The 16,548-nt window shown below is 41.2% G+C and carries 17 protein-coding genes; 5 read left to right on the top strand and 12 right to left on the bottom strand.

Annotation, left to right across the window (positions count from 1 at the left end; all coding sequences use genetic code 11):
- Positions 1–34 precede the first annotated feature (34 nt).
- Both sigC and ftsH2 read right to left on the bottom strand, forming a co-directional pair.
- The gene (gene sigC / locus IQ230_RS09375) at positions 35–1,273 is read right to left on the bottom strand and encodes an RNA polymerase sigma factor SigC (RefSeq protein ID WP_193931747.1); all 1,239 of its coding nucleotides are present in this window, start codon (positions 1,271–1,273) and stop codon (positions 35–37) included.
- Between the two features lie 510 nt (positions 1,274–1,783).
- The gene (gene ftsH2, locus IQ230_RS09370) at positions 1,784–3,667 is read right to left on the bottom strand and encodes an ATP-dependent zinc metalloprotease FtsH2 (protein ID WP_193931746.1); all 1,884 of its coding nucleotides are present in this window, start codon (positions 3,665–3,667) and stop codon (positions 1,784–1,786) included.
- Positions 3,668–4,046: 379 nt separating this feature from the next.
- Between ftsH2 and IQ230_RS09365 the strand changes: the two genes are divergently transcribed.
- The 3 genes from IQ230_RS09365 (at position 4,047) to IQ230_RS09355 (ending at position 6,705) form a co-directional block, all read left to right on the top strand.
- A complete protein-coding gene (locus IQ230_RS09365; RefSeq protein ID WP_193931745.1) occupies positions 4,047–4,760 on the top strand; it encodes an SDR family oxidoreductase in 714 nt (237 codons plus the stop codon).
- A gap of 100 nt (positions 4,761–4,860) precedes the next feature.
- Positions 4,861–5,913, top strand: coding sequence for a 4-hydroxyphenylpyruvate dioxygenase (gene hppD / locus IQ230_RS09360; RefSeq protein WP_193931744.1), 1,053 nt, complete (start codon positions 4,861–4,863; stop codon positions 5,911–5,913).
- Between the two features lie 93 nt (positions 5,914–6,006).
- Positions 6,007–6,705 carry an HAD family hydrolase gene (locus IQ230_RS09355; protein WP_193931743.1) on the top strand — a complete coding sequence of 233 codons (699 nt, stop codon included), beginning with the start codon at positions 6,007–6,009 and terminating at the stop codon, positions 6,703–6,705.
- 58 nt (positions 6,706–6,763) lie between these two features.
- Here IQ230_RS09355 and IQ230_RS09350 read toward each other — a convergent pair whose 3' ends face one another.
- Positions 6,764–7,390 carry a CPP1-like family protein gene (locus IQ230_RS09350; RefSeq protein WP_193931742.1) on the bottom strand — a complete coding sequence of 209 codons (627 nt, stop codon included), beginning with the start codon at positions 7,388–7,390 and terminating at the stop codon, positions 6,764–6,766.
- A gap of 341 nt (positions 7,391–7,731) precedes the next feature.
- Here IQ230_RS09350 and IQ230_RS09345 point away from each other — a divergent pair, with 341 nt between their 5' ends.
- Complete coding sequence (locus IQ230_RS09345; protein WP_099700106.1) at positions 7,732–8,442, top strand: response regulator transcription factor; 711 nt, start codon at positions 7,732–7,734, stop codon at positions 8,440–8,442.
- Positions 8,443–8,603: 161 nt separating this feature from the next.
- Here the strand turns inward: IQ230_RS09345 and IQ230_RS09340 are convergent, their stop codons facing one another.
- From IQ230_RS09340 to IQ230_RS09320, 5 genes are all read right to left on the bottom strand, one after another.
- Complete coding sequence (locus IQ230_RS09340) at positions 8,604–8,804, bottom strand: DUF2811 domain-containing protein (RefSeq protein WP_193931741.1); 201 nt, start codon at positions 8,802–8,804, stop codon at positions 8,604–8,606.
- 639 nt (positions 8,805–9,443) lie between these two features.
- Positions 9,444–9,773, bottom strand: coding sequence for a DUF3082 domain-containing protein (locus tag IQ230_RS09335; RefSeq protein WP_193931740.1), 330 nt, complete (start codon positions 9,771–9,773; stop codon positions 9,444–9,446).
- Between the two features lie 5 nt (positions 9,774–9,778).
- A complete protein-coding gene (ispE, locus tag IQ230_RS09330; RefSeq protein ID WP_193931739.1) occupies positions 9,779–10,732 on the bottom strand; it encodes a 4-(cytidine 5'-diphospho)-2-C-methyl-D-erythritol kinase in 954 nt (317 codons plus the stop codon).
- A gap of 9 nt (positions 10,733–10,741) precedes the next feature.
- A complete protein-coding gene (gene rsmA, locus IQ230_RS09325) occupies positions 10,742–11,563 on the bottom strand; it encodes a 16S rRNA (adenine(1518)-N(6)/adenine(1519)-N(6))-dimethyltransferase RsmA (protein WP_193931738.1) in 822 nt (273 codons plus the stop codon).
- Between the two features lie 134 nt (positions 11,564–11,697).
- Positions 11,698–13,149, bottom strand: a complete 1,452-nt coding sequence (locus tag IQ230_RS09320) for a site-specific integrase (protein ID WP_193931737.1) — start codon at positions 13,147–13,149, stop codon at positions 11,698–11,700.
- A gap of 308 nt (positions 13,150–13,457) precedes the next feature.
- Between IQ230_RS09320 and IQ230_RS09315 the strand changes: the two genes are divergently transcribed.
- A complete protein-coding gene (locus IQ230_RS09315; RefSeq protein WP_193931736.1) occupies positions 13,458–13,937 on the top strand; it encodes a DUF4383 domain-containing protein in 480 nt (159 codons plus the stop codon).
- A gap of 62 nt (positions 13,938–13,999) precedes the next feature.
- Here IQ230_RS09315 and IQ230_RS09310 read toward each other — a convergent pair whose 3' ends face one another.
- From IQ230_RS09310 to IQ230_RS09295, 4 genes are all read right to left on the bottom strand, one after another.
- Entirely contained in the window at positions 14,000–15,025 is a 1,026-nt protein-coding gene (locus tag IQ230_RS09310) for an NAD-dependent epimerase/dehydratase family protein (protein WP_193931735.1), read from the bottom strand.
- A complete protein-coding gene (locus IQ230_RS09305; RefSeq protein WP_193931734.1) occupies positions 15,022–15,618 on the bottom strand; it encodes an ATP-dependent Clp protease proteolytic subunit in 597 nt (198 codons plus the stop codon). The genes IQ230_RS09310 and IQ230_RS09305 overlap by 4 nt, the downstream gene beginning before the upstream one ends.
- 89 nt (positions 15,619–15,707) lie before the next feature.
- Positions 15,708–16,247 carry an SRPBCC family protein gene (locus tag IQ230_RS09300; protein WP_193931733.1) on the bottom strand — a complete coding sequence of 180 codons (540 nt, stop codon included), beginning with the start codon at positions 16,245–16,247 and terminating at the stop codon, positions 15,708–15,710.
- Entirely contained in the window at positions 16,232–16,546 is a 315-nt protein-coding gene (locus IQ230_RS09295) for an ArsR/SmtB family transcription factor (RefSeq protein WP_193931732.1), read from the bottom strand. The genes IQ230_RS09300 and IQ230_RS09295 overlap by 16 nt, the downstream gene beginning before the upstream one ends.
- Between the last annotated feature and the right edge of the window lie 2 nt (positions 16,547–16,548).

Below are 16,548 nucleotides of genomic sequence, written 5' to 3'. Positions count from 1 at the left end.
GGGCATGGTATTCCACGCCCTCATACCTCGCACTTTAGCCCAAAGTCTCTAAGTAGTCGCGAACTTGGTTACGGCGTTTAGGTTGGCGTAACTTCTGTAAAGCCTTGGATTCAATCTGGCGTACCCGTTCGCGAGAAAGATCTAATGCGCGTCCAATTTCTGCTAACGAGTATGAGTGACCGTCTCCTAGACCAAAGCGCATCAAAATGACATCACGTTCGCGATCAGTTAAATCTGCCAGCAAATGCTGCAAGTCGCGTTGGAGGGCTTCACGCATTAACACTTCTTCTGGTGAAATACTATCTGTTTCTAGTAAGTCTCCAAGTTCTGTGTCTTTTTCCTTACCTACTTTAGTTTCTAAAGATACTGAACGAGGTACTCGCAACAAAACTTCCCTGACTTGCGGCGGTGTCATTTCTAACTCTGCTGCAATATCATCAATCGTTGGTGTGCGACCCTTTTCTTGTGAAATTTTACGTTGTGCTTTCTTGATTTTATTGAGTTTTTCTGTTATGTGAACTGGTAGGCGAATTGTCCGACTTTGGGTAGCGATCGCTCGCGTAATACCCTGACGAATCCACCAATATGCATAAGTGCTAAATCGATAACCTTTAGTTGGATCAAACTTATCAACAGCTCTTTCTAAACCAAGCGTTCCTTCTTGTACAAGATCGAGTAGCTCTAAACCGCGATTTTGATACTTTTTCGCAACTGACACAACTAGGCGCAAATTTGCCTTGATCATGTGTTCTTTAGCGCGGTTGCCCTCACTTTGGATTTGCTCTAACTCTTGCACTGTTAAACCAGTAATTTCAGCCCAACGCCGTTTTCCTTTAATGAGTGTTGGTTTGAGTTCTGATACCTCTATGCCAGCGCTAGTAGCCCAACGTTCCAGGGAAGGTCTATGTCCTAACTCAGATGTTAAGCGCTCTTGAACTTCCATTAGCTGTTCGTAGGGAATCATGATTTCATCCCCATTTTTGGCTGTTTGAGAGCGCAGTTCTACCAAGCGGATGTAACGCTGTACTTTTTGAGCTTCGGAAACTTCTTCGTCTCGCCCTAAAAGATGCACTCGACCAATTTCTTGTAGATACAGACGTACCAAATCGGTGGTGCGACGATTAACTGGCTGCAAGTTAGCCGCATCGTTAGACTCCATGTCGAAGTCAATCAGATCTCCTTCAATTAAATCAGCTTCATTAGGTTCTTGCTGAAAATCTTGAGGGGATTGCTCTTCGTAAGCGGTGTAGGCGTAAAAAGATGTTGCTGGCATAGGGGTCGTTTCAATCGCTCCAGGTGATAATTTAGGGTGCGTAGCTACTTCCTGTTGCTATTGTTCCCGCGATCTAAGATGGAATAACAGGTTAGAGAGTTCCATTAACTAAATCTTTAAGTAGTTATTTTGTGTTCTTTTTAAGACTATTGACATTTTAAATTCAGTATTTGCATGTATAAATAGAGCTAAAATACTCTACAAGCAGTAACAAAAATAACAAACACTACTTAAAAAGCAGCAAATTTGTAGCTATGTTAGACAATAGATTATAAAAATATCGCAGGCAAAATAGCTGTGACCTTTGTCAAACGCTAAGCTAATCTACAACTGTGCTATATCAATTTCCTGAGATAAGCTACTGTTTCGCTTGAAGCAGAGGAGCCAGCTCCCTCGTTATAGAAACTGGCGCGAACAGAAAAGAGAATTCATTGTTATGGATAAAAAAAAAGAGGCGAATATATCGCCCCTGTTACTATTGAAATAAGTCATTGGCAGACTCAGTGACTTTTATATAGCTGATACAGATTGCTTCTCAGGCACATCAGTGTACTCAGCAACGATCTGACGGAACTCTTCACCATCGATAGTTTCTTTTTCGATTAGCAGATCGACTAAGCGATCAATGACCACACGATTTTCTCGCATAATCTTTTTGGCGTTTTCGTAGCACTCTTCTACAATGGCGCGGACTTGAGCATCTATCCGAGAAGCAATAGATTCAGAGTATTCTGAGCGTGCCATCCAATCACGACCTAAAAATACTTCTCCACTCTGGCTTTCTAGCGACAGTGGACCTAAATCTGACATGCCAAAGCGAGTTACCATTTGGCGTGCCATACCGCTAATTTGCTGCAAATCGCCACCGGCACCTGTCGTAATTTCTGCTGCGCCGAAGATGATATCCTCTGCGGCTCTTCCGCCTAAAGCACCAGTAATTCGTGCTTTTAATTGTGCGCGAGAAATTAATCCTTGGTCTTCACTAGGAGTAAACCATGTTAGTCCTTGTGCTTGTCCGCGTGGAATCAGTGTAACTTTCTGCACGGGATCGTGGTCTTTAAGCACAGTGCCAATTAAGGCATGACCAATTTCATGATAGGCAATTAAGCGTTTGCTCTTGCTATCGACTAGCGGTGTTCCTTCCATCCCCGCGACAACTCGGTCAATCGCATCATCGATCTCTAATAATGTGATTGCTTCTTTACGTCGTCTAGCTGTCAAAATTGCCGCCTCGTTGAGCAAGTTGGCTAAATCTGCGCCTGTAAATCCTGGTGTCCGTCTTGCTACTGCGTCTAATGACACATTCGCGTCCAGTTTCTTATTTCGTGCATGAACTTGGAGAATTTCTTGACGTCCTTTAACATCAGGAGCATCCACAATAACTTGACGGTCAAATCTTCCAGGACGCAGTAATGCAGAATCTAAAACATCAGGACGGTTCGTTGCAGCAATAATGATAATTCCTGTGTTGCCTTCAAATCCGTCCATTTCTGTGAGTAACTGATTGAGCGTTTGTTCGCGCTCGTCGTTACCACCGCCGATACCTGCTCCACGTTGTCTTCCTACAGCATCAATCTCATCAATGAAGATCAAGCAAGGTGCATTGTCTTTTGCTTTCTTAAATAAGTCACGGACGCGGGAAGCACCAACACCAACAAACATTTCGACAAATTCACTACCAGAGATGCTGAAAAATGGCACTCCAGCTTCGCCGGCGATCGCTTTAGCCAGAAGTGTTTTACCTGTTCCTGGCGGTCCGACTAACAGCGCGCCTTTGGGAATACGAGCACCCACAGCAGTAAAGCGTTCAGGTTGTTTGAGGAAGGTGACGACTTCTTGTAGTTCTTCTTTTGCTTCTTCAATTCCAGCAACGTCATCAAACTTGACACCTGTTTTGGCTTCCATTTGAAATCGAGCGCGGGATTTACCAAAGTTCATTGCTTGTCCAGGACCACCTGGAATATTACTAGACCGTCGGAACAAGAAGAACAAGCCACCAATTAACAAGATGGGAAAGATTAAATTACCGAGTAGTCCCCAAATTGCTCCATCATTACGCAGTGGATGAGAATCAAAGCTGATGTTAGCACCTCTGAGCTTAGAAATTAGTTCAGGAGCATTGTAAGGTAGATCTACCCGTAGACGTTGAACGCGGTTGTCTAATTCTGGGTCAACGGCTTCTACAATTGCTGTACGACCTCCTTCATATAGATCCACACTCGTGACACGACCAGAATCGAGGTAGTCTAAGAAGCGACCATAGGTCATGCGGGTACTGGCTGTATTCTTGCTCATATCTGTGGGAGCGGTAGCAAATGCTCCTTGCCAAAAGAAGAAGCCAATCACCAGTGCAGGCAATGTCCACAGTAAGAGTACTCTCCAGGAAAGTTTCATCAGTTAGTTGCCTTTCGATGCATATACAACAGTTCAGCTTTTCTACTATCGGGTGCTGTACCCTCTATAGCAGGGGTCAGAGGTCAGGGTTAAAAGTCAGTTATAGTAATGATTCTGAGCCTCTACAATGTCCTAAACATATTGACCATTGCTAAAAAAAGAGCTTTTAATTGATATTTTTAACTTTTTTGCCGCTGCTCCCCAGTCCTGACATGGATTAGTTGAAGTGCGGTTAAAGTCAATTGGAATCTTAATTAAATGTAACGTAATTTTAATTATTTGTCTTAAACCCTTGAGAATATCGTACTTCTATTGCTTTGGATGTAGGCGTTTTATCCAAGTATGATAAGAAAAGATGTAAAGAAATGTAAATAAACGTATGCAGGACAAAGTTGTTGTAGTTGTTGGGGCAACTGGTGGTATTGGTTCAGCATTAAGCCACAAACTGGCTAACCAAGGAGCGCAGTTAATATTAGCAGCAAGAGATAGCAACAATCTCTCTCATCTTGCTAGTCAACTCAGTGCAACTGCAGGACAAGTCTTAACCGTGCCTACAGACATTACAGATCGGCAACAAGTTGCTACATTGATGGACAAAGCCGTTGCCCAGTTTGGTCACATTGATGCTTTAGTGAATGCTGCTGGTGCAGGAGTTATGAAGCCATATGGGAACTTGGAACCTGCTGATTTGGAGGTAATGCTCGACGTTAACTTTAAGGGTAGTTTCTACACAAGTCAAGCAGCAGCTGAATTGATGCAAGAGCGCAAAACTGGACATATTTGTAATCTTGTGGGAATTCTTGGTAAGCATTCAATGCCAATGGCTGCAGCCTATTGTGCTTCTAAATTTGCTGTTGTTGGTTTTAGTAGATGTATGGCAGAAGAGTTAAAGCGATTTGGTGTTAAGTTCACGCTATTCTACTTTGGTGGAGTAAATTCTCCATTTTGGGATAACGTACAGTTAAAAGTAGATCGAAAAAAAATGCTCAGTACTCAAACGGCTGCGGATGCAATTTTCTATGCATTATCAGCTGAACCACAAGCTGTACCAATGGAAATTAATCTTCAGCCAGAAAGTCATTTGTTCTTCTAATTAATGGAGGAGGTTTCTTGCTTAAGAATGACCTGCAAATCCAGCCAAATTAGGCAAAATTTACACACAGATAAGCTGTTGTGCTGGATCTTTGGAGGATATGAGGATCGATCGCGTTCATTTTTATGTAGAAGATGCCCAAGCATCTAGTAACTGGTTTGTTCAACATTTAGGTTTTCAATCAGTCACCCGTGGCGTCAGTGATGGAAACACTTATACTGAAGTTGTCAGAAGTGGCACTGTCTACTTTGTATTATCTTCTCCACTATTGCCCCAGAGTCCTGTCGCGCATTTTTTGCAGCAGCATCCACCTGGTGTAGCTGATATTGCGTTTAGTATTGAGGATCTTGATAGAGTTTGGCATCAAGCGATCGCCCACGGTGCAAAAATATTGCAACCACTTGGGCGACGTCACAATGGGCAAAAGGATATTAAATCTGGCAAAATTGCTGGTTGGGGTTCTCTATCCCATACTTTGATCGAGCACAAGATAGAGAGTGAAGATCAACAAGACCTTCTATCTCCCTCTCCCTTTGCTTTGACGGGCATCGATCACATTGTTATGAATGTAGCAGCAGGTGACTTAGAGCGTGCCGTAACTTGGTATCAAAATACTTTGGGTTTTCAAACGAAGCAATCGTTTAAGATTCACACCGATCGCTCAGGCTTACACAGCCAGGTTTTAGTTTCGCGCGATCGCCAAGTTCAATTACCAATCAATGAACCTGCCTCTCCTAATTCTCAAATTCAAGAGTTTTTGGATATTAATCGCGGATCTGGAATTCAGCATATTGCTTTACAGACAACGAATATTGTGTCAAGTGTCGCAAAATTTCGCAATCGGGGATTAGCGTTTCTTCCTGTTCCTCCGAACTACTACACGCAGTTGCAAGCACGACAAATTCCTTTATCGACGGATGAATTTCAGGAAATTGCCCGACAAGAGATTTTGGTTGATTGGCAGGATACAAATCCTGATGCATTGCTACTTCAAATTTTCACGCAACCAATTTTTGGCGAACCCACTTTTTTCTTTGAGTTGATTGAACGCCGACGGCAAGCGCCTGGATTTGGCGAAGGTAATTTTCGTGCTTTATTTGAAGCGATTGAACGCGAACAAGTCAAGCGCGGCAGTCTTCAAAATGACTATTAGATTAGTAATCTTAAACACAGTGATTAGAAAGTCAAAACTTAACTGTGTAAGAATTTAGCTAATGTGTAAATAAATTTTACACTCTAAATTTAAATGTTAAGACTTATCACAGACTTTGACGGTCCAATCATTGATGTATCAGAAAGATACTATCAGGTTTACCAACTCTGCTTGCAGAAAACTAAACTTCCGAACCAGCGAATTAGACAACTGAGTAAAGCTAAGTTCTGGGAATTAAAAAGAGCAAGGGTTTCAGAGAAGAATATCGGTATAGCTTCTGGTTTAGATGAATTACAAGCACAAGAATTTGCTCAACTGCGACGCGACACAGTTCACACTCAACCATACTTTGAGTACGATCGCCTTGCAGTAGGTGCAGTTGCAGCTTTAGAAGAAGTGCAACAGGCTGGTATAGATCTGGCTGTTATGACTATGCGTCGCGTGCGAGAACTAGAATACGCTTTCAATCAACACGATCTTGGTAGATTTTTTCCAAAGAACCGGTGTTATTGCTTGAGTAATGATTATGTAAAGACGCGCGATGTTGATGATAAACCATTATTGATGAAGCGCGCACTTCTTGAGCTACCACCCGCTTATGAGACATGGATGGTAGGCGATACAGAAGCTGATATTGTGACTGCTAAAAAACACGGAGTTAAAGTGATGGCTGTGTTGTGCGGTATTCGCGATCGCGCTCAATTAGAGATTTATCAGCCTGATTTAATCGTGAATGACTTGCAAGAGGCAGTGGATATCCTCTTATACAAGTCTTTACCTCAAGTTGTTTAATAAATAACATAAGGTAAAAGAATTTTTATTTAAATTCCTTTACCTACTCTCAGTATTTCTATCGCAGGAAACTGCTAATCAACCACAGCAAAATAAAAGTCAGAGTCGTAGAAAATTGCTCAACTGAGATTCCTAAACTACTGAGTTGAGGTAAAAGTAAACTACCAAATATTGCTCCGGCAATGAGTCCTGTCACTAAGCCCATCCCAGTTAGCAGTACTGCCCTACCAAACTTCTTTTCTTTACGGTATAGAAAGAAGAAACTGGTGCCGACACCAACAATCAATGCTATTTGTAGAATTTGAGCGCTAGCAGCCGTGTCAAAAATGCTTAAAGCACTTAATCCTAAAAATACAGTTGCTGGCAAGATGATGTCTGTTAAACTTGGCTGATCAACTAACCGCTGTAACCACTCTGGTGATTTTTGTACTGGTGATGAATTTTCTTTCGGAGGTACTTGTGTAAGCCGCTCTGCGAAACGGATACCTTCGGGTACTTTAATTTTACCTTCTTGACGCATCCGCAACCTTTCCATCAATATGGCATCGTAAGCTGCTTCGACTGCTTCTAGGTGCTTATAATCGCCACTGTACTGTTGTAACAGGCGATTGCGAGCCTCTTGAATTTCATCGAACGTCGCGTCTTCGCTTACCCCAAGCTTTTCGTAGTAATTTTGATCGCCCATGTTGACTCAATCGCGGGAGCAGCCAGTAAAGGAAAGCTTAATATCAGATTGTGTCGATTGAAATACCTTATCAGTGTCTGACCAGGTTAATTTAACCATCGACTAAAGATTACCACTACTCAATTTAACACAACCCGAGTTTTCGAGTGAGAGAAACACTGAATAATTTGTCTCTCCGTCATTATATATAAAAAGCAATAGTAGAATTGCGGAAGACGCTTGGCATTACGGACTTATAAGCTGATAATTGTTTAAGCATTGCCGTTTTTGTTGCTGAACTTGCGCGATCGCAACATTTGTATACCGACTGATCCTTTTGTTTGTTGTAAAAAGTGATGACTATGGCTCTTGCCAAGATTCTTGTCGTTGATGACGATCCTGCTATCCGTAATTTAATCCAACGCTTCTTATCAAGCAAGAACTATCAGGTGGAGTCTGCCGAAGATGGCAAGACTGCGTTAACTGCTTTTGAGCAATTTAACCCTGACTTAGTGATTCTTGATGTTAATCTTCCGGATGTACTTGGTTATACTCTTTGCCAAGATATGCAGAATCGCACAAAGGTTTTCGTCTTAATGTTGACGAGTCGAGCTGATGAAGCTGACAAAATTCGGGGATTTGCTCAAGGTGCAGATGACTATCTAACCAAGCCTTTTAGTTTAGGAGAATTAGAAGTCAGAGTTGCTGCTATTTTGAAGCGTCAGCGAGTTGTCACAGCAGCAGAAAAACAGCGCTTGACCTTTGAAAAGCTGGTAATTGATCCTGAGCGTAGGGAGGTTACACTGAATAATCAACTCATTCCTTTAACGGCTCTGGAATTTGACTTGTTGCGTTTTTTAGCTAGCCATCCAGGGCGAGTGTGGCGACGTGCAGAACTTATTCAAGAAGTTTGGGATTACGATTACGTGGGAGATCAGAGGGTTGTAGACGTGCATATTGGTCAAATACGCAAGAAAATCGAGATTGATGCAACTCAACCTATTTTGATTCAGACTGTTCGTGGTGTTGGTTATAAATTTGAAGCTCCAAATCTCCCAGAGTCGAACAATTAACCCAAATACACAAATAGTAAAATTGTCAAGCGGCTGCAACATCTTTTCTTGGTGGAAGGCAGCCGCTACTAGTATGAAGTTGTTATTTGAAATTTTAAGTGCTATACAAAAAAAATATAGCAATCTTCAATCTTCAGTACGTTCTCGCTGATTTTAGCTGTCTAGTTGCAGTGATGGAATAAGCTTTCGAGGTAGACTCTAGCAGCACGGCGATCGCCATTGCCATTTTGAAGCAAAAACAACGATAGCGCGGCAGTAAATACACGATCTTGATCCCAGGTGGGATGGCTTTCTAAGTAGATTTTGAGCGATTCGTGTAGTTCTTCAGGAATTTCGGTCAGGATACTAACTGTAGCGTTCATTGAGGATCTCCCTAAATAAAGGTGACAAGAATTCTTGCGGACTAGTTCAAGCTTTCTGAGGCTTTCCCCACCATAGAAGAGTAGTCAAGCTAATAGCGGGTAGGTGCATTATTGTGCGACATAAATCACCAGCTAGTCAATGCTGCGAAATATTACGAGAGACTTTAGAAAAAAAAAATCTTCACGCGAAAATCAACCTTTTAGGCTAATTTTTATTACACAACTTTACATAATCTCCGTATTGAGGTCAAAGACAGTAACAACAGACAAAATCCACAGATCCGCCATCAAATGATTATTTAACGTTACGACCTGTGGAAAAACTGGATTTACCTGTGGAAAAAGTTGGATCTACCTGTGGAAAAAATGGGGAATGTGTGGGGAAAAGTTGAGATAAAAATAAGAATTGCAAAGAATGAAGTTTCAAAAGAGGTAAGAAGCGGAGGAAAGCCTGATAAATGTGTCTCGCACCTAACAAAAAGCTCGTTTTTGTAACTACGGTTCTTTTATTCAGGAAAACGTAACAATTGAAAGCATAGTGAAATGATCGCGGGTCATATCATTTCCTTCCTAATCAGTGTTATATCTGAAAAAGAACCAAGCGATCGCCGCGACAGTAAACGATGATAGTGTGATGATTTAACTAGGTGAACCTTTTTTGGTGGCTTGTTGAATTAGAATTTGAATTGCTAAGCCAATTAACCCTAGGGCGACTAAACCAAATATTCCAGTACCTAATGCAGTAATTCCTACTACTAAAGTACGAACTGCGGAGGCGATGTTAATAACAGCTGGATTATCAGAATGAATTGGTTTAGCGGCAAAAGTTTGAGCGATCGCAGCAGTAAGCGAGTAGAGTGCGATCGCAAGTCCCCCAGAAATGAGAGATCCTGTTAAACAACGCAGCGGGGTTGGTGTCTGTGTTGTGGCATTTGTAGGCTTATGATCAGTCTTATCTTGGTTATTCATATTTCTTACTTAGCACTAGCAGCTATTTGAATACCTGTACTAGACGTTTGTGCTAGCCAAAGTTCCAAATCTGAATCAGGAATTGTGGTTCTCACATACTGCTTCGCTAGTTGTGCTTGTTCGTGCGACTCGCACAAAGCAAATACTGTAGGACCTGAACCGGACATCATAGCACCTAATGCTCCAGCTTCCTGAAACACTTGACGTAGTTGTGCGACTTGGGGATACTCTGGTAACACGACACGCTCTAAATCATTGTGGAGTTTTTCAGCAATTTGCACACCATCTTTATGGACGATCGCTTTAACGATTGCTCCAGAGTGAACTGCTGAGGCGCGTGATGTTAAACTTTGTGTATCAGTTAAGTAGGAATCACCAAATTGCTGTCGATAAGTTTGGTAAGCCCATGCTGTAGAAACTGCAAGGCTGCGATATTTTCCTAAGACTACATATAAATGATCCAGGTTTGGTAATGGTGAAAGTTCGTTACCTCTACCTGTAGCGATCGCTGTTCCACCTGCAATACAAAAGGGAACATCTGAACCAAGTTGTCCTGCAAGTTCTTCGAGTTCGGATTGCGTTAGTCCTAGTTCCCATAATAAATCGATTCCTACTAATACAGCAGCGGCGTTTGTCGATCCTCCTGCTAATCCAGCAGCGACAGGAATTTGCTTGTTAATTGTGATTTCTACACCACCATACTGGGCAAAAGCATCAGGAAATCGATTTGCCATTAATGCTGCTGCTTTGTACGCCAAGTTACTTTTATCGGTAGGGACTTGAGGATGTTCGCAGCGGACACGGATTGTATCGGTACTTGCAGCGCGGATATTGATTTGATCGGCTAAGTTGATACTTTGGAGAATCATCGCCAATGCATGATATCCATCGGGGCGATCGCCGATGATTTCTAAATATAAATTAATTTTGGCGGGTGCAATAAGTGAATAAGAATGCATTTTTGGTGATTAGGGGCTAGAAACTTCTAGCTGATTACTTAAGGATATCCATTGATTAACGCTGAGGTCTTCAGCGCGGGCTTGGGGATTGATTTCTAAATTTTCTAGTAATTCGGTTAAGCGATCGCGTTCGACAATTGCTTTCAAATTATTTCGTAACATTTTGCGTTTTGCACCAAAGCCGAGTTGAAGTAGAGTTTCTAGATGGCGTGGATTGAGTGGTAAGAATTGTAGTTGTCGCGGACGCAATCTGACGACCGCTGAATCAACTTTGGGTGGTGGATAAAAGCTTTTTGCGCTTACGTGGTAAATGAATTCACATTCGGCTAAGTATTGAACGCGAACGGATAGTGCGCCGAAGGTTTTTGACCCTGGTTTGGCATACAAGCGATCGGCGACTTCTTTTTGAACTAGCAGTACGATCAAGTCAAAGGGTTGAGTATTTGGGTTAGCGATTGTTCCGAGTAATTTTTCAAGAATTGGTCCAGTGATGTTGTAGGGAATATTTGCGACTACTTTATTGGGCGAACGAAAGTTAGGGAAAGGAGTTAGTAAAGAGGTTAAATTTATTTCTAGGAAATCACCTTGTAGTAGTAAGAAGTTTTCAGTATTTCCCAGCTTTTTAGCTAACAACTCGCACAAATCGCGATCAATTTCTACGGCGACTACTGATTCGGCTAGAGGTAACAGGCGACGAGTTAATATTCCGGTTCCAGGACCGATTTCGAGGATGCGATCGCTTTGATTCAGTTCGGCAGCGGTGACAATTTGGTTAAGGGCTTTTTCATTTTTGAGCCAATGCTGCGCAAAGACCCTGCGCGGTTTTACCATCTATAACTCTCTTCAAGCTTAGTATTGAGGTTTTCCTACCAGTATTGTTTCTTAGTTTTTTCTTACTTTAAGCTGTTATTTTCTTTCTACCATTGATTGACATCGAGGCAAAAATGTGCTCAAAAATTCATTATTTAACTCAGTAGTTTACCCAGCTGATGTTTGATAACTATTTCCCTCAAAGTCTTAATTTCAGCTTTGAGGACAGCATTTTCAATCTCTAATTCATCTACCCTGACTTTGAGTGCTTCTCGAGTATTAACTTTGTGAATAACTATTTCTTTATAAATTTCTAAGTTTGTATCTTCATTTATCCATCTTTGATAGGTTTTCGTGTGCTCTTGTACCGTATGTCCCATATAATCAGCCATAGTTTTGATCGGGATACGCAAGCGATGTCCGCGTAAAGCATAGGCGTGTCGCAAATCATAAGGTTTAAAATTTAAATGCGCTGTTCTAAATCGAATGTGAATTTTAGCAGTTTGATTATTTAAAGTTCCTCCGGTATTGGGGAACTTGATGTTTTTTAAATCAAATAACTCAACCCACTGCGGATGTAACGGTGGAATTCCACACGTACGTTCGCCTGTTTTTGTACCACCTGTAAGACTAGGATCAAGTGTGACTAGATGAAATATATTAGATGGGGTTGTGAAAGCTTCAAGGTCTATCGCAAATAATTCATGAGGTCTTAAACCGTAGGTAGCTAACATTCCGTATACCCATTGCCACTGTTGGGGTTGCGTTAAATTTTCCTTGCTGGCGTAGGGTGATAGAGGAGTTCCCATTGTATCAAAGCCTTGAATGATCTCTTCATCAGTAGGGATTTTGCGAAGACTTGGTAATGGTTGAGGAGTCGTATACGAATCAATAATTTTATTACCATCAACGCCACAAAAATCACAAAACTTTTTGAGTTGCCAAGCTAAATAAAACCTTGTTGAGGTATTGGGTGGAACTGATTCTAAAGCTTGTTCTAAGGCTTTTTGAGTTAAGGGAACATCTTGAGGAAGTTTTTTAAGATGTCGCAGATAATGTGTTTCCCAAGTACGGAATCCTTGGCGATTCTTCTCGTGAGTCTTCCAAAATTCTCGCTCGTATTCTTGAATTAATTCACTAATCGGTTTTGCGGTATCATGTATTAGCACAATTCTTTGAGCTTGCTTACCCAATTCCGGTGTCCACTGAAATTGCTTTGTCATTAACAGTAAGTCTAATTCTCGTGCTTTAGCGACAGCCGTTTTTACACCAGCATCACTCGCAGGAAACCCCAATGAAATTGTGTATTGCTTATTAGAACTTCCATTTTTACCTACGTCGCCAGGTTTACAAGGAAAAGTACCTTGCAAGCCAATTGATTTAGCTGTAGTTAGCTTGAGTTTAACTTTTACCTTATCTAGGCTTAGAGCATTGTTAGCCAGTTGAATTGCATATTTTATTCTGAGATATTCGCGCTCGATAGTCACAGACTCATCTTTATTTGCTTTAGACTTCCACTGCTTCCAGTTGCTTGGTTCCCAAGCATCAAGCATAATATTATTCCATTTAGCTTTGCGCGGGTCGTAGTTACTGGATTTGTTACTCATGGGTTTGGGCGCATTCAATATTTCAAGCTTGGCGATCGCGATTTTAATGTATTGATTAATATTTTTTTTAGAATATCTAAGTAGTAGTTTATTTACTTATTAATAACTAAAATTATTACCTCTACAATAAGTCAGAATTAGACAACCACGTATAGAAAAATACACTGTTGTGCAAATTTTAAAGCTTCCTTTTGATAGAGTGCTCAATTTTGAAAGTAATTTCAAATAGAAGAGATGATAACTTACGCCCAGTCCCCAGAATAAAACATTCTTCTTTTTAGTTGTATCAGTCAAAGGTGATCTACAAGATGGAAAACACAAACACTGTCAAAATGGCAGAGCGCTACTGTGCCCTGATCGTTGGAATTCTCTTCTTAATTTTAGGGATAGCTGGATTTATTCCTGGCTTAGTTTCTTTACCAGGAACAGACGCATCTTATGTTCCAGCAGATGCAGCCCATAATGCTTATTCTGCAGGGTTTGGTTATGTATTCGGGTTATTTCCTACCAACTTCTTGCATAACCTAGTACACTGTGCTGTTGGAGTCTGGGGAATTGCTTCTTATCAGAGCTATATTAATGCTCGCCTATTTAATCGTGCGTTTGCAGTCTCTTATGTGTTGCTAGCAATTATGGGATTGCTACCTTTTACTAAGACATTGTTTGGCTTAATGCCAATCTTCGGTAACAATGTTTTGTTGAATGCGCTAACCGCGATCGCTGCTGTGTACTACGGAATTATCATACCAGCGAAAGTGTCAGATAGCAGCATAGCCAAGACTCTATAGCATAGAAAATAAATCATGATACAGCTAGGGTATAGATTAGCTACCTTACCTAGCTGTATGTACTACACTAAGCAAGTTAAAATTTCATCTTCAGTAGCATAGTCGAATAACTCCAATCCTGTCCATTGAGGCATTTCTGGCGGCGGGTTGCTACGTTCCCAGTTAATTGTTTGTTTCAGTGCTTCCTCTTGAGATACCACCTCGCTGTAACCGAGTTCCTGACGAATTCGTGTTGTATCAACAAACCATTCTTGTTCAGTATTAAAAGGTAAATTCCAATCTGCTGGTAAATAGTGTTTAGGAACAGATATTACTTGACCTTGCCAGCCAGCAGCTTTTCCAAAGTAACTAAGCCGTTCGATTTCAGGAATTTGTAAATCTGCTACATGATAGATGCATCCTGTAGCTTGAGAATTTGTAACTGCTAGTGCGATCGCTTGTGCAACATTCTCTACATATCCATAACAACCACGCCATTGAGCAAAATTTTCTGGTAACAAAATTGCCGGACGATTTTCATCCATTCGCTTTAGATAAGGAAACAAACGGTGCAGAGGATCTTTTGGTCCGTATACCATTGGTAAGCGGATGACGGTACCAGGTAAATTAGGATTACTCATCACAACTCGTTCCACCAAGATTTTGTCGTAATCAGCCGGAGCGTTGAGCGCTCTTTGTGGCATATCCTGAAAAGGATAGAGTTGCTGACGCAGTGGCGAATCTTCGGTAAGTGGTACGGGAACAATCTCAGATTCTTTCCCTAAAAGGACATTGTAGGCACGATACACATCTATACTACTAATGGCAACAACACGCTGGGCAATCCCTTGAAATGCCTTCATTGTTGACAGCGCATCTTGCTCAGTGTAGAGAATCATATCTAAAACTACATCAGGAGATAAACACTGCAACTCGCTTTTCATTTCAGGAAGTTGAGTGCGATCGCCTTTAATTTCCTTGACTCCTCTTGGTAACTCAGCTACAGTTTTTCCTCGATGGAATACAGTCACCTCATGACCCATGTGATGAAGTTGGTCCACTACTGAAGGACCAATAAAATTGGTTCCCCCTATAATGAAAGTTTTCATGGTATTTTTGTGACAATGCTGTCGATTAAGCCGTAATTTTTTGCTTCTTCGGCACTCAGAAATAAATTTCTATTTAAATCAATTTCAATTTGTTTTTGAGTTTTTCCAGTATTTTCAGCAAGAATTTGGTTCAGTGTTTCTTTAAGATATAAAATCTCCTGAGCAGCTACCTCAATATCAGTTGCGTTTCCTTCAGTATTTCCTGATGGTTGCTGTAATTTAATTCGGGCGTGTGGTAAAGTATATCTTTTGCCCTTAGTTCCAGAAGACAGTAAAAAAGCACCCATTGCAGCAGCAGTACCAACACAAATTGTCGTAATATCTGTACGAAGTTGTTTCATTGCATCATAAACTGTCATTGCTGCGGTTGCTAAACCTCCAGAGGAGTTGATAAATAAGGAGATGTTTTTTTCTGGATCTTCAGCATCGAGAAATAGTAGTTGTGCGACAATTAAGTTAGCTACTTCCTCAGTTAACTCACCCTTTAAAAAGACAATTCGTTCAGCAAGTAATCGCGAATAAATATCGAAAGTTTGGTCTTTATGAAGAAAAGGTTGAATGACTGGAATGCTGAGTGGGATGGGAGTATTCATTGTAGTTACCAAAAAGATGTCTTAGTGACCAGGCAAGATGCCTACCCCATAGTTAATATTTAGAGTGATAGCAGTTCTAAGTAGCTGCCTTAAGAAAGCGCGAAATTGTCTTGTGTTTCCTGTGCCAAAACTTCCGCAAGTTTGTGATTGATTAGATATTGCCATTTACCACTGAAATAGGAATTGAGTAAAATACTGCCAAATTGTTTGGATTCCGAAATGCGATCGCCTGCTATAATTCCATGCGTTAGCTGTGCTTGCCAAGATTGAGAATGATGTGTAGGTTGACTAATAGCGATTGCATCCTGTTGATATCCGCGATGTTCTAAATGTAGTTGTGTACCGCCATCAACAGGTGTCAGCTTCCAAGTCACAATTGAAGAAGATTCCATGACATTGTCTTGCCAAGAATAAGCAAGTTCGTATGGTTCTACAAGTTTCAGGACTTCGCAATAAATAATCTCGTTTAACCCTGGTAATTGCGATTGAAAACAAAACTTGTGTCCTAAACGCGGTTCAAAGTCGTTTTCCATCAACCATTTTGCTAATGAAGAACGATTTGCGATCGCCCTCCATACTTTTTCTGGCGGATAAGGATAGAAAGCTTCCATCTTTACGACTCGGAACATGACTCCTCCAGATATTTACCCAGGTTATCGAGTTTCTCTTGCCAAAATTCGTAATGTGAAACCCAATTTTTCACTTCTTGCAATGGTTCGGGATTGAGTTGATATATCCGCTGACGCCCTACCCGCCGTTGAGTAACTAAACCTACCTCACACAAAATCTGTAAATGCTGTGAAATTGCAGGTAAAGACATTGCAAAAGGTTCTGCAAGCTGCTTTACGGGTTGTTCTCCATCTCGCAGGCGATCTAAAATTGCCCGACGTGTGGGATCGGCGATCGCTTGAAAAATATCTCCTCGCATAA

The sequence above is a fragment of the Gloeocapsopsis crepidinum LEGE 06123 genome (genome assembly GCF_015207655.1).
GTDB classification, from domain to species: Bacteria; Cyanobacteriota; Cyanobacteriia; order Cyanobacteriales; family Chroococcidiopsidaceae; genus Gloeocapsopsis; species Gloeocapsopsis crepidinum.
The sequence above is the reverse complement of the archived record's forward strand: the minus strand, read 5'-3'. Positions and strand labels throughout refer to the sequence as shown.

Coding starts and splice junctions, on each gene's coding strand:
- IQ230_RS09300 (WP_193931733.1), bottom strand. CDS start 16,247: ATGTTCCGAGTCGTAAAGATGGAAGCTTTCTATCCTTATCCGCCAGAA.
- IQ230_RS09315 (WP_193931736.1), top strand. CDS start 13,458: ATGGAAAACACAAACACTGTCAAAATGGCAGAGCGCTACTGTGCCCTG.
- IQ230_RS09350 (WP_193931742.1), bottom strand. CDS start 7,390: ATGGGCGATCAAAATTACTACGAAAAGCTTGGGGTAAGCGAAGACGCG.
- IQ230_RS09340 (WP_193931741.1), bottom strand. CDS start 8,804: ATGAACGCTACAGTTAGTATCCTGACCGAAATTCCTGAAGAACTACAC.
- IQ230_RS09310 (WP_193931735.1), bottom strand. CDS start 15,025: ATGAAAACTTTCATTATAGGGGGAACCAATTTTATTGGTCCTTCAGTA.
- IQ230_RS09320 (WP_193931737.1), bottom strand. CDS start 13,149: ATGAGTAACAAATCCAGTAACTACGACCCGCGCAAAGCTAAATGGAAT.
- rsmA (WP_193931738.1), bottom strand. CDS start 11,563: ATGGTAAAACCGCGCAGGGTCTTTGCGCAGCATTGGCTCAAAAATGAA.
- hppD (WP_193931744.1), top strand. CDS start 4,861: ATGAGGATCGATCGCGTTCATTTTTATGTAGAAGATGCCCAAGCATCT.
- ispE (WP_193931739.1), bottom strand. CDS start 10,732: ATGCATTCTTATTCACTTATTGCACCCGCCAAAATTAATTTATATTTA.
- IQ230_RS09295 (WP_193931732.1), bottom strand. CDS start 16,546: ATGCGAGGAGATATTTTTCAAGCGATCGCCGATCCCACACGTCGGGCA.
- IQ230_RS09365 (WP_193931745.1), top strand. CDS start 4,047: ATGCAGGACAAAGTTGTTGTAGTTGTTGGGGCAACTGGTGGTATTGGT.
- IQ230_RS09355 (WP_193931743.1), top strand. CDS start 6,007: ATGTTAAGACTTATCACAGACTTTGACGGTCCAATCATTGATGTATCA.
- ftsH2 (WP_193931746.1), bottom strand. CDS start 3,667: ATGAAACTTTCCTGGAGAGTACTCTTACTGTGGACATTGCCTGCACTG.
- sigC (WP_193931747.1), bottom strand. CDS start 1,273: ATGCCAGCAACATCTTTTTACGCCTACACCGCTTACGAAGAGCAATCC.
- IQ230_RS09345 (WP_099700106.1), top strand. CDS start 7,732: ATGGCTCTTGCCAAGATTCTTGTCGTTGATGACGATCCTGCTATCCGT.
- IQ230_RS09335 (WP_193931740.1), bottom strand. CDS start 9,773: ATGAATAACCAAGATAAGACTGATCATAAGCCTACAAATGCCACAACA.
- IQ230_RS09305 (WP_193931734.1), bottom strand. CDS start 15,618: ATGAATACTCCCATCCCACTCAGCATTCCAGTCATTCAACCTTTTCTT.